Here is a 20,025-nt window from a genome sequence, read left to right on the forward strand (position 1 = left end):
TAAATATTATTTTAATCTTCTTGAAAAACCAAACATCCCCCTTTCTTTAATCATTTCAGCTACTTCTTTTGGTACTTGGTTTTCCCAATCTGGTTCTCCCATTATAATTTGTGCTAATATCTGTTTTCCGTATATTTTTAAATAGGATTCATCGTATTCTAACATATCTACAATCCAATTATTCTTCTTAAAATATTTGTATAAATCTTTAAGTTCTTCACTTACTCTTAATGTATCTGAGGTTAAAATCTTATTGGTTTCCTGATCTATATATGGATATAAATAGATTTTTAGTTGTTTTTTAAATAATTTACCAAAAGCTTCCATTATACCTCCGCTTAAATTAGTATAATATTCTTCTTGAAAAACATCCAATAAATTATTTACTCCCATAGAAATCCTTATCTTTTCTGAAGTAAATCTACTAAAGTAATCAACCAAACGATAGTATTCCGAAAAGTTAGAAATTAATACCGTATGTCCTAATTTCCCAAGTATATCAGCCCTATCTAAAAAATCCCTTTCATTAATTTCTCCTTTTGCTCTTAGATTAGAAAGTGTGATTTCAAATAATATTTTAGTATTTTGTTCAGTAACTTGATCTTCTTCCATAAACATTTTTAAACCTCTTTTATAAATATCTATGTTTACATTGGTTACGGGTCTAAAACTACCTCTAAGTGCTAAAATATTTTTTTTATATAACTCGTCTGCTGCTAATACATTTTTGCCATTGGGCTCAAAAACTACCGCATCAGTCATTCCATTTTTCACCAATTGTAGACTCATTAATCGATTATCTAAATACGCATAACGGGGTCCACTAAAATTGATCATGTCAATTTCTATCTGGTCTGTGTTTAGCTCATCGTATAATGACTCAATAATGACTTTTGGATTTTCTGCATAATAAAAGGCTCCGTAAATTAAATTTACTCCTAATATGCCTAAAGTTTCTTGTTGCAATTTAGCATCATTCTCATGAAACCGAACATGTAAGATAATTTCATTGTAAGGTTCTAATTCATTTAATTGAAATCTTATACCTACCCAACCATGACCTTTAGATGTTTTATCAAAGTTTATAGTTGTAACTGTATTTGCATAGGAAAAAAATTTTCTTCCCGGGCAACTTTCTCGACTAATTCTATCCTCGATAACCTTAATTTCATAATCTAGAATTTTTAGTAATCTTGACTGTGAAACATATCTATTATTGGGTTCTTTTCCATACAAAGCATCACTAAAATCTTTATCATAGGCGGATATAGCCTTAGCTATGGTATTAGAGGCTGCTCCTACCCTAAAAAAATATCGCACCGTTTCTTGCCCTGCGCCTATTTCTGAAAAGGTTCCATAAATATCTTTATCTAAATTGATTTGAAGAGCCTTTTGCTTAGGGGCTAACACGGGTCTTGTATTAAACATTTATTTTAAACTTTAGTTTGTAAATTTACAAAAATTATGAAGCCAAATTATAACAGTATTACCTTCTTAGGCACGGGCACATCTCAAGGAATTCCAATTATTGGCTGCACAGATCCTGTATGCTTATCTAATAATCCTAAAGACAAGAGATTACGTTGTTCTGCACTAATCAATTATAATGGCTTAGATATATTATTGGATTGTGGTACCGATTTTAGAACACAAATGCTAAGGGAAAATAAAGCGAATGTAGACGCTGTACTATTAACTCATGAGCATACGGATCATGTGGGTGGTTTGGATGATTTAAGACCTATTAATTTTATTAAAAAACAAGATATTCCTATTTATGGATTAAATAGAACTCTTGATGATATTAAAATACGTTATTCTTATGCTTTTTCTAAGAATAAATATCCTGGCGCTCCTGGATTCCAACTCTTTCCTGTTAAAGATGTATTTAATATTAAAAATATAAAGATAACCCCTATACATGTTTTACATGGGAAACTCCCCATACTTGGATATAAAATCGGAAATCTTTCATACATTACTGATGCTTCTTTTATAGATGAAAAGGAGATGGATAAAATTTTTAATTCTGAAATTTTAGTTTTAAATTCTTTAAGGCTTGAGGAACATCATTCTCATTTTAATTTAGACCAAGCTTTACAAGTAATTGATAAAGTAAAACCTAAAAAATCATATTTAACTCATATTAGCTATCAATTAGGTTTTCATGAAGAAATTGAAAAAAATCTACCTTCCAATGTATTTCTTGCCTATGATGGTTTAGAATTAAATTTTTAATTTATTTTAAAGAATTTAATTTCTTAAGAAGCTCGTTATAATTTTCAATTCGTAAATTTGAAAAAACTTAATCAAATTAAATGAACCGATCAGTTTATGTAACTACTACAAGCACTAATAGTGGTAAGTCTTTAGTTAGTTTAGGAATTATGCAAATGGTGATAAGAAGAACGCCTAATGTTGCTTATTTCCGTCCTATTATTGATAATTTAGATGAAGGTGCTAAGGACAACCATATAGCTACAATGATTTCATATTTTAATTTAGATCAAAATTATGATGAAGCTTATGCTTTTACCAAAAATGAAATCATTGATTATCAAAATAACTGTAAATTGGACGATGCTTACGATTTAATCATTCAAAAATATAAGAATTTAGAAAGTAAATTTGATTTTGTACTAATTGATGGTACTGATCTATCGTCTGAAAGTAATAGCCTTGATTATGATTTAAACGTTGTAATTGCAAAATCTCTTAATATCCCTGTTGTACTCGTAATTAAAGATTCTTTTAAAAGTACTCACGATCTTTGTAAAAACATACGTTTAGAAGTAAATAATCTTTTAAGCAAAGACAATAAAATTATTTCTGTAATAGTAAATAAGACTTCTAAATCTATAGAAGATATTACTTCTGAATATAAGAAAACAGTTCTCAATAATAACTCTATTGTATTTTCTGCAATCCCTAAAGATCAGTACTTAGGTTTTCCTACTTTAAAAGAAGTAGCAGATTCCTTAAGAGCTAAAGTTTTATATGGGAATGAAAATTTGGATAGACCTATTAAAAAATTTATTGTTGGTGGTATGCTACTTTCCAACTTCATGAATCATGTTGAAGAAGATTGTGTGGCTGTAATTCCAGGAGATAGAGCAGATTTAGTTGCTGGGGTTTTGCTTTCTAATCTTTCTAATTTTAAAAGAGTATCGGGACTTATTTTAACGGCTGGTATTTCTTTAGATCCTATGATTGAGAAGTTAATCGGCAATTCTAATTTAAATATACCAACAATGGTAGTTGAAGCTGGAACTTTTGAAACAGCATCTGCAACTGCAAATATTCGCTCCCGAATATATCCTGAAGCCACTGCAAAAATTAAAAGAAATTTAGATTTATTTGAAGAATATGTAAATATTTCTGAGTTAGATAAGCAAATTTCTTCATTCAAAATTGAAGGTATCACACCAAGGATGTTTCTATACAACCTATTTAAATCTGCGAAACAAGCACAAAAGCATATTGTGTTACCTGAGGGTGGGGACGACCGAATTTTACAAGCCGCCTCAATGTTAGCGGAGGATGAAATTGTTAAAGTAACTATACTAGGGAAAAATGAGGATATTAAACAAAGAGCTAATCAACTAGGACTTTCCTGGAACGATAATTATATTTCAGTTTTAGACAATACTGTTTCAGATAAAATAGAAGATTACGCACAAACTCTTTTTGAATTGAGGAAAAGTAAAGGAATGGAGTTTGCTCAGGCTAAAGATTTGATTCTGGATCCTTCTTATTTTGGAACGATGATGGTTTATAAAGGCGATGCTGATGGAATGGTTTCTGGAGCTCAGAATACAACAGCTCATACCATTCGTCCAGCATTACAATTTGTTAAAACGAAACCTGGAATTAAGACAGTCTCTTCTGTTTTTTTTATGCTCCTTAAGGATCATGTATTGGTCTATGGGGATTGCGCGGTAGTCCCTAGTCCTACTTCTGAACAACTTGCAGATATAGCCATTTCCTCAGCCCAAACCGCTAAAGCATTTGGCATTGAACCCAAAGTAGCCATGCTATCTTATTCTTCTGGTAATTCTGGTTCCGGTGAAGAAGTAGACAAGGTTCGTCTAGCTACAGAACTTGTAAAAAAAGCAGAGCCAAACTTATTAATTGAAGGTCCAATACAGTACGACGCTGCTGTTGTCCCTAGTGTTGGAAACAGTAAAATGCCTGGATCTTTAGTTGCAGGACAAGCCAATGTATTAATTTTCCCTGATTTAAATACTGGAAATAATACTTACAAAGCAGTTCAGAGAGAATCTGGTGGACTTGCTTTAGGTCCTGTATTGCAAGGGCTAAAGAAACCGATTAATGATTTGAGTAGAGGTGCAAAAATTGAAGATATTTACAATACCGTAGTTATTACTGCTATACAGGCTGCAAATAATTTTTAACTGAATAGTATTAAAATATAAAAAGGGTTGTATAAAATAACAACCCTTTTCTATTTATGTTATTATATTTCAAACACTAATTATAAAAAAGAAAAGCATTCATAAATGAATGCTTTTTCTTTTTATTGTAATGAAATAATTATTAGAAAACTAGATTCTAATAAATTCTGTGATTTTAACTTCAGGATCTATAGACTTAACATAGTCTTCAACTGAAATTTTTTCACCCATTATATAATCTTGCTTAACCAAGGTATTGTCTTTAAAGAACTTGTTTAGTTTACCTTTAGCTATATTTTCAAGCATATTTTCAGGTTTACCTTCTTGTCTTAGTTGGTCTTTAGCTATTTCAAGTTCCTTTTCAATCACAGAAGAATCTACTTTTGATTCGTCCAATGCAATTGGATTCATAGCAGCTACCTGCATGGATACATTTTTAGCTACTTCAGCTGCATTATCTATAACTTTTGAAAGTCCAACAGCTGCAGCTATTTTATTACCTGCATGTATATAAGCTCCAACAAATGGGGCTTCTATTATTTTAAATTCTGAGATTTCAATTTTTTCTCCAATAACTCCTGTTTGCTCAATTAACTTTTCGCTAACTGGAATCCCGTGGAAATCAGAAGCCAATAAATCTTCTTTGTTTGAAAAGTTTAATGCTAAGTTTGCGAATTCAGTAGCCAATTTAACAAAGTCTTCATTTTTAGCTACAAAATCTGTTTCACAACTTAATTTTATAATCGCTGCTTTTGTATTATCAGAATTTACAGCGGCAATGGCTGCACCTTCAAGATTTTCTCTATCTGCTCTATTGGCTGCAACTTTTTGACCTTTTTTTCTAAGTAATTCTACCGCTTTATCAAAATCTCCTTCAGCCTCAACTAAAGCTTTTTTTGAATCCATCATTCCTGCCCCAGTGGCATTTCTTAATTTGGCAACATCTGCAGCTTTTGGTGAATATGACATTATTTAAATTTTTTTAAATTATACTTAATTAGTCTTCTTTAGTATTTTCTTCAGTGTTTTCTAAAACCACTTCCTCCTCAACTATAAAATCATCATCAGAATCCTCAGAATTTTCTTCTTTTGCTTTTACTTTCTCAGCTTTTCTTACACTTAAACCATCTTTAATAGAATTTGTTACAGTTTCTAAGATTAAATCTACTGATTTAGAAGCATCGTCATTTCCTGGAATTGGAAAATCAACCAATTGTGGATTTGAATTTGTATCTACGATAGCAAAAACTGGAATTCCTAATTTTTTTGCTTCTGTAACTGCAATATGTTCTCTTAAAATATCAACTACAAATAATGCAGAAGGTAAGCGTGTCATATCAGCTATAGATCCAAGGTTTTTTTCTAATTTAGCTCTTAAACGATCTATTTGTAACTTTTCTTTTTTAGATAGGGTTTCAAAAGTACCATCTTTTTTCATACGGTCAATGGAATTCATTTTTTTAACCGCTTTTCTTATAGTAACAAAGTTGGTTAGCATTCCTCCTGGCCATCTTTCAGTAATATATGGCATATTAACTGCTTCTGCATGTTTAGCCACTATATCCTTAGCTTGCTTTTTAGTTGCAACAAACAAGATTTTTCTACCAGAAGTTGCAATTTTTTCTAATGCTCTTGATGCTTCGTCTAATTTTACAGATGTCTTATGAAGATCTATTATATGGATCCCATTTTTTTCCATAAAAATGTAGGGAGCCATCTGTGGATTCCATTTTCTTGTTAAGTGTCCGAAGTGAACACCTGCGTCTAATAGTTGTTTTACGTCTACTTTTGCCATGTTTTCTTTTAGTTTACGTTCCGCAGTTTGTGCAAACAACCCATTCAATAATTAATAGGTTTAGATGCTAAACTAATCGGCAAGTTTGTTATTATTAAGTTATTGATTATTTTAAGTATATAAAAATAACCACTACATAAATAGTGGTTAAGTTTTTTTTCAGAATAAAGATTAACGTTTAGAGAATTGAAATCTTTTACGTGCTTTTTTCTGTCCAAATTTCTTTCTTTCAACCATTCTTGGATCTCTAGTTAGTAATCCTTCTGGTTTTAAATGAGCTCTATTCTCAGCATCAATGGAAACTAACGCTCTTGAAATAGCCAATCTTACAGCTTCTACTTGACCTGTAACTCCTCCTCCATAAACGTTGACTTTAACATTGTATTGATTTAAAGTTTCTGTTAATTGAAAAGGCTGTAAAACTTTATATTGTAAAACTTCCGTTGGGAAGTATGTTTTATAATCTTTTCCATTTATAAGAATTTCTCCATTACCTTCAGTAAGATAAATTCTTGCAACAGATGTTTTTCTTCTTCCTATTTTGTGTGTAACTGCCATTATAATTTTATATGAAAGCGTTTATATCTAGTGTTTTAGGTTTTTGAGCTTCTTGTTTATGTTCTACTCCTTCATAAAGATACAAGTTTTTAAGAACTGCTCTTCCTAATTTATTTTTAGGCAACATCCCTTTAACTGCATATTCCAATATTCTTTTAGGATCTTTTTCTTTTACATCATCAACAGATGAAAATTTCTGACCTCCAGGGTAGCCGGTATGTCTCACATATTCTTTCTGCTCTGCTTTAGCTCCAGATAAAATAACCTTTTCTGCATTTACAACAATAACATTATCACCACAATCTGCATGTGGAGTAAAATTTGTTTTATGCTTACCACGTAATATTTTAGCTAACTTAGAAGCTAATCTTCCTAATTTTTGTCCTTCTGCATCTACGAGCAACCACTCCTTGTTTGAAGTTTCTTTATTTGCTGATATGGTTTTGTAACTTAGTGTATTCACCTTAATTGTTTTACCTTGTTTAAAAAAATATGTCCTAAATAGGGTTGCAAATTTATAATATTTTTTTTATATAACAAAAATATTATGCTTTTTTAGATTTATTAATTTTATTTTCTATCTATGTTCACATTTAAATCAATTTGAAAATGATTTATTTAGTGTTTATAATTTCTGGTTTTAAATATATGAATTTATAAATACTTTTACCTAAATTTATTTTTATGATCGAAAGCACTAAAGCTTTAATTTTATCTCATCTTAAGTATAGTGATAATTCTTTAATTATTAAATGTTTTACTGATTCGTTTGGTTTTAAAACGTTTATTTTAAAAGGAGCTTTTTCTAAGGGTAAGAAAAAAAACAATAAAGTTTTCTTGTTAAATGAAGTTGAAATAAGTTTTTATAAAAAACTTAACAATAATTCTTCTACTTTAGAACTTATTAAAGACATGCATCAGGGATATGTTTTTCAAAGTTTACATACCAATGTTGTTAAATCATCCATGATTACATTTATAGGTGAAATTTTAAATCAAGTTTTAAAGAATGAAGATGCCTATAATTTGAGTTTGTATTTTTTTTTAAAAAATAAATTAATTGAACTAGATAATAGAAAAGCAAGCTTTGCTGATTTTCATCTTTACTTTTTACTTGAATTAACTAAATATTTAGGAATTACTCCACTCGCGGTTAATTCTAACTTCCCTTATTTTAATTTAAGAGAGGGAATTTTTTCTTTAAAAAGCCATAATTTATCCAAATCTGAAAATGGCAATCTTTGGAATCAATTGTTAACCTACGATTTTAATAATGAAATTAATTGTTTTAATTCTTCACAAAGGAAAATGATGATTGAAGAAATTATTTCCTACTATGAATTTCATATTGACAATTTTAAAAAGCCAATTTCCTTAGAAATTTTAAAAGAAATTTTTAACTAAGAAATAACACCGCTACCTACCAATTCATCATTGATGTACCATGCCGCAAATTGCCCTCTACTTATTGCTGATTGTGCTTGATTAAATTCTATAAATATTCCTTCTTCGTATTGATATATTTTCGCCATTTGTAAAGCTTGTCTATATCTTATCCTTACTTGAGCTTCTAAAGAATCTCCTATTTTTAATTTTAAATCTTCTCTTACCCAGTGTGATTCATTTTCTTTAATAAATAAAGCTCTTTTAAATAAGCCGGGATGATTCTTTCCCTCACCTACGAAAATTATATTATTACGTACATTTGTATCTATAACAAAACACGGTTCAACATGTCCTCCTATTCCCAATCCTTTTCTTTGACCAATGGTATAAAAGTGCGCTCCATTGTGTTCTCCTATTATTTTTCCGTCTTGTTCATTATAGGTAATTGACTTTGACAGATGTATTAATTCTTCTTTTTTTGAATTAAAAGGGATTGAATTTTTTAATTTTTTAAAACCTTTAAATTCAGAAGATATTTCAATAATTTTTCCTTTTTGGGGTTTTAATTGTTGTTGTAAAAAGTCTGGCAAACTTACTTTTCCAATGAAACACAAGCCTTGAGAATCTTTTTTTTCTGCAGTAATTAATTTTAGACTTCTAGCTATTTCTCTAACTTCTGGCTTTGTTAAACCTCCAAGAGGTAACAAAGATTTGGAAAGTTGATACTGATTTAATTGACATAAAAAATAAGATTGATCTTTATTTTTATCTTTTCCTTCTAAAAGTCTATAAATTGTTTCCTTACCTTTTTGAAAAGAATCTATTCTTGCATAATGCCCGGTAGCCACTTTATCTGCACCTAAGGATAAAGCTGCTTTTAAAAAAATATCAAACTTAATTTCTCTATTGCATAAAACATCTGGATTTGGCGTTCTACCATTTTCATACTCGTAGAACATATAGTCAACGATTTTTTCTTTATATATAGCAGATAAGTCAATGACTTGATAGGGAATATCTAATTTTTGAGAAACCAATAACGCATCATTGCTATCTTCAATCCAAGGACATTCATCTTCTAATGTATATTCTGCATCATTCCAATTCCTCATAAAAAGCCCAATAACTTCATGCCCTTGTTGTTTGAGTAAATAAGCCGCTACACTTGAATCTACTCCTCCGGAGAGTCCAACTACTACTTTCATACTGTTAATAAAATAAAAAAAGCATATTCTAAAGAATAGAATATGCTTTTTTATGGGTTAATTTTTCTATTCTATTATTTTTTTTCAGGAGCATTTTCTGGATATCTCGCCATAGTTAACTCTCTGGATATAGCTGATTTTTCAAATTTAATTTTCCCAGCCATGGTTTCAATTACTACACCATCATCTGTTACTTCTAAAATTCTTCCGTGTATACCAGAAGTAGTAACCACTCTTGTTCCTTTTCCTATTTCTTGTTGAAAAGTTTTTTCTTGTTTTTGCCTTTTGGTTTGAGGTCTAATGAAGAAAAAATAAAAAACTATAAACAGAAGTACTATTGGAGCAAATCCTCCTATTTGTTCCATTAAACCTCCCTTCGAATCTAAAATTATCGTTAACATATTATTCATTTGCTTAGTGTATATATATTTATCTTTTTATTTAACATTGGCCTGGAATTGTAGATCCTTTTTTTCAAAATTCCCTGAAACAATTACATTTTTTTTCACTGGACCTTCAAAATTACTTGAATTAAAAGTTACTGTAATTGAGCCTTTTTGTCCCGGTGCAACAGGAGTATTCGTATACTCTGGAGTTGTACAGCCACATGCAGGTTTTACTTCTGTAATAATTAATGGCTTACTACCTACATTTGTAAAAGAAAAAATATGAGTGGCATTCTCGCCTTTTTTTATATCTTTAAAATCATACATTTCTTCCTCGAATTTTATTTCAGTCTCGGAAGTATCTACCACAGGATTTTGATGTTGATCTATAGCATTCAAATTTTTATCACTGCTATTTTCTGTATCTTTTTTTGAACAATTTATAAAAGATAAAGAAATTATAGTACTATATAGTATTATTTTTTTCATTATTTCAAATTTAATTAAACTTTATTAATATCTCTTGCATACTTATCTAAAATCCCATTAATAAATATATTGCTTTTATTACTTGAATATACTTTTGCTAATTCTATACATTCATTTATAACCACTTTTGCAGGGATTTGATGCGAATGATTTAACTCAGTAAATCCCATGGATAATATTATCTTATCAATTTCAGCTATCCTATCTAATTCCCAATTGTTGGATCTTTCTTTAATCAAATTCATGCATTCTGGGTAGTAAGAAATTGTTGTTCTTAATAAGTTTTTTGCAAAAGGTATGCTGTCGTCTGGCTTTAAAACCTGTATTAAATTATTTAGCGGTTTATTTTCCTCTAATGATTTTAGAGTTTTCAATGTCATGTTATTTGCAACATGAATATCATCTGCCCAAAATAACTTAATCTCTTCAAACCATTCATAAAGGGTTGGATTGTCAGCAATGAAATTAAAAAATAATTTTAAAATTATTTTTTTATCTTTTTCAAAATCCAAGGTTTCATCTTTCATATAATCTAGATAAGCCGTAGAATTTTGAAATTTTTTAAAAATCATTGCAGGATAGTTAGTATCTAAATACCATAAAAGTTCTGAATGTTTATCCGATAATTCTTTTCTTGCCTTACAATTTTCAATTATTTGAAAAATTTTATTATTTACAAATTTGAGGTTAGGATTTTTTTCTTCTTCCGTTGCAAAGCGTTTATTTCTTTTTTTTTCAATCACTTCTTGCGCATAATCTCGAACGGCTAATAGTAAATTTAACTCATAAATATATAAATGGTAAATTTCATCAATGGCCTGAAACATTTTTTGTTCTACAAAACTTAAATCGTTCCCTCCTATGTTATAGGCATAAAGTGCTTGTAGTATTTTTTCTCTTAACTGTCTTCTTCCTAACACAAATTTTAATTTATTAACGTTTATTTAGTGATTGTTCGGGATTATATCTACTTGGCAGGTGCAGAATTGGTTGCTGGTGTTTGTGATGAAGTTTCAGAAGAAGCATTTATGGGTTCTTGCTGAATTGCTTTCTCTTCTACTGGAAGATTACTATTTGAAGGTGTTGGATAAACTTTTGGTTTTGCAATTAAAACGGATGCCAATATTGTTAAAATAACAATAACAGAAGCTAACGTCCAAGTTGCCTTCTCCATAAAATCGTTGGTTTTTTGAACTCCAAACATTTGTGTTCCTCCTCCACCAAAAGTTGAGCTTAGACCTCCACCCTTAGGGTTCTGCAATAATACTACACAAACCATTAATACACATGCAATAATTATAAAGATCATTATAATGCTGAAGATAACCATACTATTTTATGTTTTTTAATTTTTTAATTTTTTTTATTTCTGATACAAAATAACTACTTTTTTCTGGATATTTCAAACTTAAAATTTTAAAGGCTGTAATTGCTGTATCGTACTTTCCTTGCTCTACATACAATTGAGCCAAGGTAATTGTCATCAAATTTGCAATATCCTTAATTTCTTCATTTTTAAATTCAAAGGATTTTATGTTTTTATCTGCCTTTTTAGGGGGTGTTATTTTGGGATTATTTTCAATAAATTTATGAATAATTTCTTCTTGCTTTTCAGTTTTTTTTGTTCCTTTCTGTGAAAGTGACAACCATTGGTTAAAGGTCAATTTTTCTTGTTTAATTTCTTTGATTGGCTCTTTTTGATCTTTATCTACAAATACTTTATTTTCATTTTCTACAACTTCATCATTTTTTGTTGGTTGTGTTTTACTACTGATTTCTTCTTTATCAGTAGTATCAAATAAATGCGAAAGACCTAATTGTTTAATATATGAATAGTTAGATATATCAGATTGTCCTATTTCAATATTTTCATTTACTTTATCATTAATAGTTAAATGATTTTGTTGCTCATCTCTCGATTGTTGATGTGCATGAGTGGCTTCTTCATGCTCTAGACTTATATCCTTATCTTGATTAGTCATTGTATCTACTATGTTTTCTTCCAGCTCCTTAGATGGTTCTATGTGAATATTATCTTCATTTTGAAACTTCGTTTCATCAACCATTTGTTTGATTAGCTCTCTATTAGAAATATATATTGCTGCTTCTTGTATGCTTTGGTCTAAATTTTCTCGATGATATAAAAGCTTCCATTTTAAATAAAGCATTTTAAATGAAGCAACAGATGGATGTTTTTCATATTCTTGTTCAATAATTATTTTATCTGAAAATTTAATTTTTGAACTATCTTCTAATAATTGTATAATTCTATTGTTCATATCAATCTATTTTACCAATCTGCTACAACAGCTATGAATATTTGATCGACTATCCTTTGATTTATGCTTTGTGATAATTGATTTTGTACATTAATTAATAGTTGATTACTATCGTAATCTTGATAATCTGAAAATGTTTTTTCAAAACTTTTTTCTGGATTTACTTTATTTATATATCTTACAGATACTGTAATTGTTAAACGGTTCTGCGTTGCTTGATCTGATCCGCTTTGTATGTTAACCGGAACTGTTGTAAAATTTGTTATTTCACCTTCCAATATAATATCTGGATTATCATCGGTCTCGATTAACTTAGTGCTCCTATTGAATTTATTTTGCAATGCTACGGTAAAATCTACGCTTAAATCCGGACTTTGGTATGGAGAATAATTGGGAAATGACTTTATTTGAATTGTTTTAATTGTTGGATCTAAGGAGGAGCCTGTAAAAGAATAACAACTTGACAGGCTTAATAGCATTAAACTTACTAGTAGAAATGTAACTTTATTCTTCAATGTCATATTGTTTAATTTTTCTGTATAAAGTTCTCTCTGAGATCCCTAATTCTTGCGCTGCTAATTTACGTTTTCCATTATATTTTTCTAACGCTTTTTTTATGAGCTCTTCTTCCTTCTTTTGAAGGGACAATGATTCTGAATTGTTAGATGGAATGTCTTCATAAACGTCAATATCTTCATGGTAATTACTGATGGTTGCTGCATTTAAAGCTGGAATATTGTTTTCTTCGTAATAAACTAAAGATTCGTTTTCTTTAGGGCTGTCATAATTTTTGTAAACTTTGTGAAATAGATCTTGTTCATTAGGGGTAAGATGATATTCTCCTTTATTTTTAATTAAATCTAAGGTTAATGTTTTCAAATCGTTAAGGTCTTTTTTCATATCGAAGAGAATTTTGTATAATATTTCTCTTTCTGTTGAAAAATCTGAAGTGGTATCTTTGGTATTGGAAATATTTACTAATGATGTATTGGTTTGAATATCTTTTAAATATTCTTTAACTTTTTCAAGTGTTAATTCTCTTTTTGTTTCCACAACAGTCACTTGTTCCGCAAAATTCCTAAGTTGTCTAATATTGCCTGGCCAATAGTATTGTTGTATATAAGCCATCGCTTCATCTGAAAATGCAATGGTAGGCATTCTATATTTTTCGGAAAAATCTACTGCAAATTTCCTAAGTAACAAAGGAATATCGTCTCTCCTATTTCTTAATGCTGGTATATCAATTTGAATTGTATTTAATCTATAATACAAATCTTCTCTAAAATCACCTTTTTTTATAGCACTTAATAAATTTACATTTGTTGCTGCAACAATTCTTACGTTAGTTTTTTGAATATTAGAGGAACCCACTTTCATAAATTCTCCACTTTCTAAAACTCTCAGTAATCTTACCTGTGTTTGCAATGGAAGCTCTCCTACTTCATCTAAAAAGATAGTACCTCCATCTGCAACTTCGAAATATCCTTTACGTACTTTGTCTGCTCCTGTAAATGCTCCTTTCTCGTGCCCAAAAAGTTCAGAGTCTATCGTTCCTTCTGGGATTGCACCACAGTTTACGGCTATATATTGTTTGTGTTTTCTTGGGGATAAATTGTGTATTATTTTAGGTATAAATTCTTTACCTACGCCACTTTCTCCTATAACTAATACGGATATATCTGTTGGAGCCACTTGCATAGATTTCTCTAATGCTCTATTAAGCTCTAAATTATTCCCTATAATTCCAAATCTTTGTTTTACAATTTGTAAAGAATCCATAATCTTTTATTCTTGTTCTCCTATTAATGTGGCTGAAGTACATTGTATGGCTTTAACTTTTACAAAGTCTCCGATTTTTGTGTTATCTTTTTTTGGAAATACTACAACTGCATTTTGTGAAATTCTCCCGTACCACTGATCTTCTCTTTTTTTACTGGTTCCTTCAATCAGGACTTCATGAGATTTTCCTACGTAGGTTTTCATTCTTTGCAAAGACAATTTTTGTTGCAATTCTATAATTTCAGCCAATCTCCTTTTCTTTGTTTCTAAAGGAACATCGTCTGCCATTTTTTTATGGGCGGGTGTCCCTGGTCTTTCCGAGTAAGAAAACATATATCCGAAATCATAATTCGCATATTCCATTAACGATAAGGTTTCTTTATGTTCTTCTTCTGTTTCTCCACAAAATCCGGCAATCATATCATGCGAAATCGCACATTCAGGTACAATTTTTCTTATTTTATCGACCAATTCAATATATTCTTCTCTTGTGTGCTGACGATTCATCCGTTGTAAAACAGTTGTGCTACCACTTTGCACAGGTAAGTGTATATATTTACATATATTTTTATGTTTTGCCATTATGTGCAATACATCTTCGCTCATGTCTTGAGGATTTGAGGTTGAGAATCTTATCCTTATTTTTGGATTTGAAGATGCAACTAAATCCAATAATTTAGCAAAGTTTATTGCAGTGGCTTTTTGCAATTCGGAAGCTTTATTAAAATCCTTCTTAGGACCTCCTCCATACCAAAGATAACTATCAATATTCTGTCCTAAAAGTGTTATTTCTTTGTAATTATTCTTGGCTAATTCTTCACACTCTTTTAATATTGAATGTGGGTCTCTGCTTCTTTCTCGTCCTCTTGTAAAGGGTACTACACAAAAGGTACACATATTGTCACATCCTCTAGTTATGGTCACAAATGCAGTAACTCCATTACCTCCTAACCGAACTGGACTTATATCTGCATACGTTTCTTCTTTTGAAAGTAATACATTAATTGCATTTCTACCGTCGTCTGTGTCTTGAAGCAGGTTCGGTAAATCTCTATACGCATCAGGACCTACTACTAAGTCTACTAAATGTTCTTCATCTAAAAATTTAGTCTTTAATCGTTCTGCCATACACCCTAAAACACCGATAGTCAATTTAGGATTTCGCTTTTTTAGTGAATTAAATTGTGACAATCTTTTCCTTACGGTTTGTTCTGCTTTCTCTCTTATTGAACAAGTATTTAGCAATATTAAATCAGCTTCCTCCAATTGATTCGTGGTATCGTATCCTTCCTGTTGTAAAATTGAGGCTACGATCTCGCTATCAGAAAAATTCATCTGACAACCATAGCTCTCTAAAAATAATTTTTTAGAATTTTGATTAGCACTTTGTCTGAGGAGTACCTCTCCTTGTCTTCTTTCTATTATTTCTTTTTCCATAAATGCTTTTCTAATTGCAAAAGTTTAATTTTAATTTAAACTTTAATTACAAAGATACGAATTAAAGCGCCAATCTGGCAGTTTAAAAATTTGTTTTATTTTAATTATTTTTATTTATCACCTCTCTTAATAGCATGGGTTAAAGTATGAAAATTTTAATTTATATTGGATGAATATCTTGCTCTTTGATTCTAATGATATAGGAGAATCTATTTCAGTATCTTTAAAATTATTGTTACATTTGATAAGATCAACAAAATTTTTTATCATGGATTATTTTAAAGTTTGGATTTACCAAAGCAACCGTATTTTATCTTCGTCGGAAGAAGAATACATCATTAAATATCTATCTAATTTTTTAAATACTTGGGCTGCACATGGCGATGCTTTAAAATCTGAATTAAAAATTTTAGATCACAAGTTTATGATTGTGCAAGTGGATGAAAGTCAAGCAAAAGCTTCTGGTTGTTCAATTGATAAATTGAACCAATGTATTAGAGATATTGATAACCATTTAAATTTGGATTTATTGAATAGACTTCTAGTTAGTTATCAAAATACTAAAGATTCTCAAATCCAAACAGTTCCTTTACATATATTTAAAGAATTGATTAAAAATTCTGAAATTGATTCTCAAACCTTGGTATATAATTTATCCGTAGACAATTCGTTGGATTTTAAAACAAAATTTAAGCTTCCTTTAAAAGATAGTTGGGCTAGTATTTATTTAAAATAATTTATTTAAAAATTAAATTCCTTAGGAGAAATAACTGGGTTTACTTGCACTTTGTCTATTACCAATGTAAAGTTTGAGTTGTCTCCAATTATTTGTACTTCTGTTTTCATTGGAAAGGTTAAGGTTGAAACTTTAGTAAAATCTGAATAGGTTTTAATTTCCTGTGGATTTGATTCTCTAATCAATTGATAGGTATTTTTATCAAAGAAATACGTAATGGTATTGGTGTTTTTAATTAATTTAACTTTAAAACAGTCTGAATTTCCAATTTTTTCTGTACCTATCAAAATTGCTTGAAATCCTTTACTGTTATATTCTAAAAGATCTGAATCAAAAGATTCTGGGATATATTCTAAATCTTCTTCTATCTGATTGGTTGTAAAATTAAATTTAATTGCCTTCTTACCATTATACCCGTTTAAAATAATCCCTCTATCTTGAATATACATCCTAGTTTTATTCAAATTAGGTCTTTGCTGCAATATCTTAATTTTGTAACTTTCCTCTTTCCCTAAAACTATTTCTCCATTTAATATTACTGAGTTGAAAGTTTTCCAAGCGGTTAATCCTCCTGTTACTTCTAGATGTTTATTTATAATTTGATCTGCGGTTTGTCCATGTAATGAAAAAACTATATTAATAGTAGTTAAAATTGTTAAAATAAGTGTTTTCATATTTTACAATGTTTATTAAATTTAAGTATATAACCATTAAAAAATCTGGGACTATTATTTTATAATAAACCCAGATTTGTTGGTAAATATTGTCTGATTTTTACATTTCTTCGTATAGCGCTCTTAATTTTTCTTTGGTCATAATTTTTTGCCAATCTTTGCCTAATGCATTCTCCCATAAAGGCACCATTCCATAAGAAACATTGATCATAATATCGAATTGCTCGTCTGATAACCCCTTACATATCCCTTGAGGTATTTCTATTTTATTCTTTTCTACCATGTATTTAAACTCTTTTACACCTTCCGGATAATATTTTTCCAATCGATCAAATACAATACAGTTTCCTACTCCATGATGTGTCCCTAATAAGTACGATAAACCATAACTAACTGCATGAGCAATCCCTACCTGTGAATATGCAATACTCATACCTCCATGCCATGAAGCCATCATTAAATCTTCATCGGATTCATCGTCCCATTCAGATTTTTGTACATATACTTTTTGACATAGATCTAATGCTTTCTCTCCATAACTTTTACTAAATGCATTTAGATAGGTTCCTGTAAGTGATTCTATACAGTGTATATAACAATCCATTCCTGTAAAGAAGGCTTGATTTTTTTCAACACCTTTGGTAAGTGCTGGATCTAAGATTACTTGATCAAACGGTGTAAAATCGGAATTTATCCCTAACTTTCTTTCAGGACCTGTTAATATACAAGTACGTGAAACCTCCGCCCCTGTTCCACTTATGGTTGGTATACCTACATGATAAACAGCCGGATTTTTCACTAAATCCCATCCTTGATATTGTGTGGATGAACCTTCATTGTTCATCATGATGGCTACTGCTTTTGCCGCATCCATAACACTTCCTCCTCCTATACCAATAATTCCTGAAACAATTCCAAATTCTTCTTTTAAATTATCTCTTATTTCATCAATTCCTTTGGTTTTAGGTTCATCTGTGGTATCTATATATATGATTATATCTTTGCCTTGTAAAGGAATATTTTTACTTAATTCTTTATCTTTAAAAACTTTATCCACTAAAAATATAAATGGACGTTCTTTATTTCTTTTTTCTTCAATTATCTCGGAGGTCTGGTCGAAACTTCCTCTGCCATATACCACGCGAGGAACCATTGGAAAATTTCTAAATTTCATAGGTTTAAAATATTTTATTTTCTTGTTCTTTTATTATCTTATTAGCTAATTCAAGATCCTCTGGAGTATCTATTTCCACTCCAACAAAAGTCGTTTCAATTACTTTTATTCTCATTCCGTATTCCAAATACCTTATACACTCTATTTTCTCTGCTGTTTCATTTTGTAGCATTGGTAATTCGTAAAAGCTTAGTAACGCTTGCTTTCTAAAGGCATATACACCTACATGTTCATAATAATTTGCAAGTAATGTCTTTTCTCGTGGATATGGAATAACCGAGCGTGAAAAATATAATGCATAATTATTTTTATCTTTAACAACCTTTACATAATTAGGATCTTCTATAATTTTTGGATCATTAATTTCTCTTATTAAAGTGGCTACATCCACCTCATTCTTATCGTCTTGTCTAAATACCTGGATCAATTTTTCTAACGGATCTCTTTTTACAAAAGGTTCATCACCCTGAATATTAATTACTATATCACAATCTAAATCTTTAACGGCTTCAGCAATCCTATCACTTCCAGTTTCATGTTCTTGGATACTCATGATTGCCTTTCCTCCATTTCTAGAGATTTCATTGTAAATAATTTCTGAATCTGTAACCACAAAAACATCATGAAAAAGCCCAGTTTCTCTAGCATTTTCATACGTCGATCTTATGACTGTTTTCCCTCCTAACATTCCCATTAATTTTGCAGGAAAACGTGATGCAGCATATCTAGCTGGTATAACTGCTATAATTTTTAAATTCAACTTATTTCAATTTATAGATACAAAGTTAATTAAATAGTATTTATATTTTTTGAAATAATAATTAAAAAGCCATCTGAAAATATCAGATGGCTTTATATAAAAAAATTAAATTTTAATGTTTAAAAAAGTATTGTTATTTTTTAACCTTTACTTCTTTTTCAATTACAGGTTTTTTACCTGTTTCTTGACTGATAATCACTACTCGTCTGTTAGCTTTATCACAAGCAGCCTGATCTGGATACATGATATTACCTTGATCATTTCTCTTAGTATTGATATCTGCTTCTGTACATAAGTAGTTGGTTTTTCCAAATCCTCTTGCAGTTAATCGATCTTTAGCTACTCCATCTTTTACTAATTCATCTAATACTGCTTGTGCTCTTTGTTTAGAAATTCTAAGGTTCACTGCTGCTGATCCTACTCTATCGGTATAACCATCTACATAGAATTTTTGTCCTTCAAAGCTTCTATCGTTTAGCATATCTGCGGCATCTTTTACTAATGGTAAAGATTCCTCTGTTAACTTAGCACTGTTGAATTGGAAATTGATATTTTTTAATTTCTCTGTTACAATTTCAAAAGTATATGGACATCCATTGTTTTCTTTTGGTCCATATTGAGTAGGACATTGATCGTCAACATCTGGGATTCCATCGCCATCTGTATCCGGACATCCTTGGAACTCTGCCAATCCTGCTTCGTTTGGACATCTATCATCTATGTCCGGGATTCCATCACCGTCTGTATCTGGACATCCTTGGAATTGTGCCAATCCTGGAGTGTCTGGACATCTGTCTTGATCATCTGGAATTCCATCACCGTCTCGGTCACTTATTACAATTGGAGGTGGTGGAGGTGGTGGAACGTCTTTTTTACCAAATTTGAAGATCAAAGAAGCTGAGTGTTGGAAGAAGTTTGAATAATCTGTAGACTGATTGGTTACCCAGTTATA

22 protein-coding genes are annotated in these 20,025 nt (G+C 30.2%); 4 read left to right on the forward strand and 18 right to left on the reverse strand.

Translation table 11 applies throughout. The annotated features are described in order from the left end of the window. Positions 1-6 precede the first annotated feature (6 nt). The gene (locus ETU08_RS01300; RefSeq protein WP_146261203.1) at positions 7-1,428 is read right to left on the reverse strand and encodes a TonB-dependent receptor; all 1,422 of its coding nucleotides are present in this window, start codon (positions 1,426-1,428) and stop codon (positions 7-9) included. A gap of 36 nt (positions 1,429-1,464) precedes the next feature. On the opposite strand from ETU08_RS01300, the gene ETU08_RS01305 reads away from it, so the two are divergent. Beyond that, the gene (locus ETU08_RS01305) at positions 1,465-2,238 is read left to right on the forward strand and encodes an MBL fold metallo-hydrolase (RefSeq protein ID WP_146261204.1); all 774 of its coding nucleotides are present in this window, start codon (positions 1,465-1,467) and stop codon (positions 2,236-2,238) included. A gap of 80 nt (positions 2,239-2,318) precedes the next feature. Next, a complete protein-coding gene (gene pta, locus ETU08_RS01310) occupies positions 2,319-4,415 on the forward strand; it encodes a phosphate acetyltransferase (RefSeq protein ID WP_146261205.1) in 2,097 nt (698 codons plus the stop codon). A 150-nt stretch (positions 4,416-4,565) separates the two neighbouring features. On the opposite strand, the gene tsf is transcribed toward pta, so the two are convergent. The 4 genes from tsf to rplM all read right to left on the reverse strand — a co-directional run bounded on the left by tsf (position 4,566) and on the right by rplM (position 7,231). Further along, positions 4,566-5,384, reverse strand: coding sequence for a translation elongation factor Ts (tsf, locus tag ETU08_RS01315; RefSeq protein ID WP_146261206.1), 819 nt, complete (start codon positions 5,382-5,384; stop codon positions 4,566-4,568). A gap of 28 nt (positions 5,385-5,412) precedes the next feature. Continuing rightward, the gene (gene rpsB, locus ETU08_RS01320) at positions 5,413-6,210 is read right to left on the reverse strand and encodes a 30S ribosomal protein S2 (RefSeq protein WP_146261226.1); all 798 of its coding nucleotides are present in this window, start codon (positions 6,208-6,210) and stop codon (positions 5,413-5,415) included. A 171-nt stretch (positions 6,211-6,381) separates the two neighbouring features. Further along, positions 6,382-6,768 carry a 30S ribosomal protein S9 gene (gene rpsI, locus ETU08_RS01325; protein WP_146261207.1) on the reverse strand — a complete coding sequence of 129 codons (387 nt, stop codon included), beginning with the start codon at positions 6,766-6,768 and terminating at the stop codon, positions 6,382-6,384. 7 nt (positions 6,769-6,775) lie between these two features. Further along, positions 6,776-7,231 carry a 50S ribosomal protein L13 gene (gene rplM, locus ETU08_RS01330; protein WP_146261208.1) on the reverse strand — a complete coding sequence of 152 codons (456 nt, stop codon included), beginning with the start codon at positions 7,229-7,231 and terminating at the stop codon, positions 6,776-6,778. A gap of 221 nt (positions 7,232-7,452) precedes the next feature. Here rplM and recO point away from each other — a divergent pair, with 221 nt between their 5' ends. After that, the gene (recO, locus tag ETU08_RS01335) at positions 7,453-8,172 is read left to right on the forward strand and encodes a DNA repair protein RecO (protein ID WP_146261209.1); all 720 of its coding nucleotides are present in this window, start codon (positions 7,453-7,455) and stop codon (positions 8,170-8,172) included. Here recO and mnmA read toward each other — a convergent pair. The 9 genes from mnmA to miaB form a co-directional block, all read right to left on the reverse strand. Beyond that, complete coding sequence (gene mnmA, locus ETU08_RS01340) at positions 8,169-9,359, reverse strand: tRNA 2-thiouridine(34) synthase MnmA (RefSeq protein WP_146261210.1); 1,191 nt, start codon at positions 9,357-9,359, stop codon at positions 8,169-8,171. The genes recO and mnmA overlap by 4 nt on opposite strands. A 74-nt stretch (positions 9,360-9,433) precedes the next feature. Next, positions 9,434-9,760, reverse strand: coding sequence for a preprotein translocase subunit YajC (gene yajC, locus ETU08_RS01345; RefSeq protein WP_375762804.1), 327 nt, complete (start codon positions 9,758-9,760; stop codon positions 9,434-9,436). A 36-nt stretch (positions 9,761-9,796) separates the two neighbouring features. After that, positions 9,797-10,234, reverse strand: coding sequence for a DUF1573 domain-containing protein (locus ETU08_RS01350; protein ID WP_146261211.1), 438 nt, complete (start codon positions 10,232-10,234; stop codon positions 9,797-9,799). 14 nt (positions 10,235-10,248) lie between these two features. Beyond that, complete coding sequence (gene nusB / locus ETU08_RS01355) at positions 10,249-11,154, reverse strand: transcription antitermination factor NusB (RefSeq protein WP_146261212.1); 906 nt, start codon at positions 11,152-11,154, stop codon at positions 10,249-10,251. Positions 11,155-11,201: 47 nt separating this feature from the next. Then, positions 11,202-11,543, reverse strand: a complete 342-nt coding sequence (gene secG / locus ETU08_RS01360; RefSeq protein ID WP_260390898.1) for a preprotein translocase subunit SecG — start codon at positions 11,541-11,543, stop codon at positions 11,202-11,204. A gap of 22 nt (positions 11,544-11,565) precedes the next feature. Further along, on the reverse strand, positions 11,566-12,513 hold the full coding sequence (locus ETU08_RS01365) for a DUF8458 domain-containing protein (protein WP_146261214.1): 948 nt from the start codon (positions 12,511-12,513) through the stop codon (positions 11,566-11,568). 11 nt (positions 12,514-12,524) lie between these two features. After that, positions 12,525-13,034, reverse strand: a complete 510-nt coding sequence (locus ETU08_RS01370; protein ID WP_146261215.1) for an LptE family protein — start codon at positions 13,032-13,034, stop codon at positions 12,525-12,527. Then, positions 13,018-14,292 carry a sigma-54 interaction domain-containing protein gene (locus tag ETU08_RS01375; RefSeq protein ID WP_146261216.1) on the reverse strand — a complete coding sequence of 425 codons (1,275 nt, stop codon included), beginning with the start codon at positions 14,290-14,292 and terminating at the stop codon, positions 13,018-13,020. Before ETU08_RS01375 ends, ETU08_RS01370 begins: the two co-directional genes overlap by 17 nt. Positions 14,293-14,298: 6 nt before the next feature. Continuing rightward, a complete protein-coding gene (miaB, locus tag ETU08_RS01380) occupies positions 14,299-15,729 on the reverse strand; it encodes a tRNA (N6-isopentenyl adenosine(37)-C2)-methylthiotransferase MiaB (RefSeq protein ID WP_146261217.1) in 1,431 nt (476 codons plus the stop codon). 268 nt (positions 15,730-15,997) lie between these two features. Here miaB and ETU08_RS01385 point away from each other — a divergent pair, with 268 nt between their 5' ends. Continuing rightward, a complete protein-coding gene (locus ETU08_RS01385) occupies positions 15,998-16,465 on the forward strand; it encodes a hypothetical protein (protein ID WP_146261218.1) in 468 nt (155 codons plus the stop codon). A 5-nt stretch (positions 16,466-16,470) separates the two neighbouring features. Here ETU08_RS01385 and ETU08_RS01390 read toward each other — a convergent pair whose 3' ends face one another. The 4 genes from ETU08_RS01390 to ETU08_RS01405 form a co-directional block, all read right to left on the reverse strand. Next, complete coding sequence (locus ETU08_RS01390; protein ID WP_146261219.1) at positions 16,471-17,139, reverse strand: LolA-like protein; 669 nt, start codon at positions 17,137-17,139, stop codon at positions 16,471-16,473. A gap of 100 nt (positions 17,140-17,239) precedes the next feature. Continuing rightward, the gene (locus tag ETU08_RS01395; protein WP_146261220.1) at positions 17,240-18,313 is read right to left on the reverse strand and encodes an iron-containing alcohol dehydrogenase family protein; all 1,074 of its coding nucleotides are present in this window, start codon (positions 18,311-18,313) and stop codon (positions 17,240-17,242) included. A gap of 4 nt (positions 18,314-18,317) precedes the next feature. Next, positions 18,318-19,007 carry a 3-deoxy-manno-octulosonate cytidylyltransferase gene (locus ETU08_RS01400; RefSeq protein ID WP_260390900.1) on the reverse strand — a complete coding sequence of 230 codons (690 nt, stop codon included), beginning with the start codon at positions 19,005-19,007 and terminating at the stop codon, positions 18,318-18,320. A gap of 199 nt (positions 19,008-19,206) precedes the next feature. Beyond that, a partial coding sequence (locus ETU08_RS01405) for an OmpA family protein (protein ID WP_146261222.1) occupies positions 19,207-20,025 on the reverse strand: 819 nt, incomplete at its 5' end.

Source organism: Apibacter muscae (assembly GCF_007845635.1).
Classification (GTDB): Bacteria; Bacteroidota; Bacteroidia; order Flavobacteriales; family Weeksellaceae; genus Apibacter; species Apibacter muscae.

Bases quoted from the DNA above. Each gene is read 5' to 3' on its own strand.
- ETU08_RS01300 (WP_146261203.1), bottom strand. From the start codon at position 1,428: ATGTTTAATACAAGACCCGTGTTAGCCCCTAAGCAAAAGGCTCTTCAA.
- ETU08_RS01305 (WP_146261204.1), top strand. From the start codon at position 1,465: ATGAAGCCAAATTATAACAGTATTACCTTCTTAGGCACGGGCACATCT.
- pta (WP_146261205.1), top strand. From the start codon at position 2,319: ATGAACCGATCAGTTTATGTAACTACTACAAGCACTAATAGTGGTAAG.
- tsf (WP_146261206.1), bottom strand. From the start codon at position 5,384: ATGTCATATTCACCAAAAGCTGCAGATGTTGCCAAATTAAGAAATGCC.
- rpsB (WP_146261226.1), bottom strand. From the start codon at position 6,210: ATGGCAAAAGTAGACGTAAAACAACTATTAGACGCAGGTGTTCACTTC.
- rpsI (WP_146261207.1), bottom strand. From the start codon at position 6,768: ATGGCAGTTACACACAAAATAGGAAGAAGAAAAACATCTGTTGCAAGA.
- recO (WP_146261209.1), top strand. From the start codon at position 7,453: ATGATCGAAAGCACTAAAGCTTTAATTTTATCTCATCTTAAGTATAGT.
- mnmA (WP_146261210.1), bottom strand. From the start codon at position 9,359: ATGAAAGTAGTAGTTGGACTCTCCGGAGGAGTAGATTCAAGTGTAGCG.
- yajC (WP_375762804.1), bottom strand. From the start codon at position 9,760: ATGTTAACGATAATTTTAGATTCGAAGGGAGGTTTAATGGAACAAATA.
- ETU08_RS01350 (WP_146261211.1), bottom strand. From the start codon at position 10,234: ATGAAAAAAATAATACTATATAGTACTATAATTTCTTTATCTTTTATA.
- secG (WP_260390898.1), bottom strand. From the start codon at position 11,543: ATGATCTTTATAATTATTGCATGTGTATTAATGGTTTGTGTAGTATTA.
- ETU08_RS01365 (WP_146261214.1), bottom strand. From the start codon at position 12,513: ATGAACAATAGAATTATACAATTATTAGAAGATAGTTCAAAAATTAAA.
- ETU08_RS01370 (WP_146261215.1), bottom strand. From the start codon at position 13,034: ATGACATTGAAGAATAAAGTTACATTTCTACTAGTAAGTTTAATGCTA.
- ETU08_RS01375 (WP_146261216.1), bottom strand. From the start codon at position 14,292: ATGGATTCTTTACAAATTGTAAAACAAAGATTTGGAATTATAGGGAAT.
- miaB (WP_146261217.1), bottom strand. From the start codon at position 15,729: ATGGAAAAAGAAATAATAGAAAGAAGACAAGGAGAGGTACTCCTCAGA.
- ETU08_RS01385 (WP_146261218.1), top strand. From the start codon at position 15,998: ATGGATTATTTTAAAGTTTGGATTTACCAAAGCAACCGTATTTTATCT.
- ETU08_RS01390 (WP_146261219.1), bottom strand. From the start codon at position 17,139: ATGAAAACACTTATTTTAACAATTTTAACTACTATTAATATAGTTTTT.
- ETU08_RS01395 (WP_146261220.1), bottom strand. From the start codon at position 18,313: ATGAAATTTAGAAATTTTCCAATGGTTCCTCGCGTGGTATATGGCAGA.
- ETU08_RS01400 (WP_260390900.1), bottom strand. From the start codon at position 19,007: ATGGGAATGTTAGGAGGGAAAACAGTCATAAGATCGACGTATGAAAAT.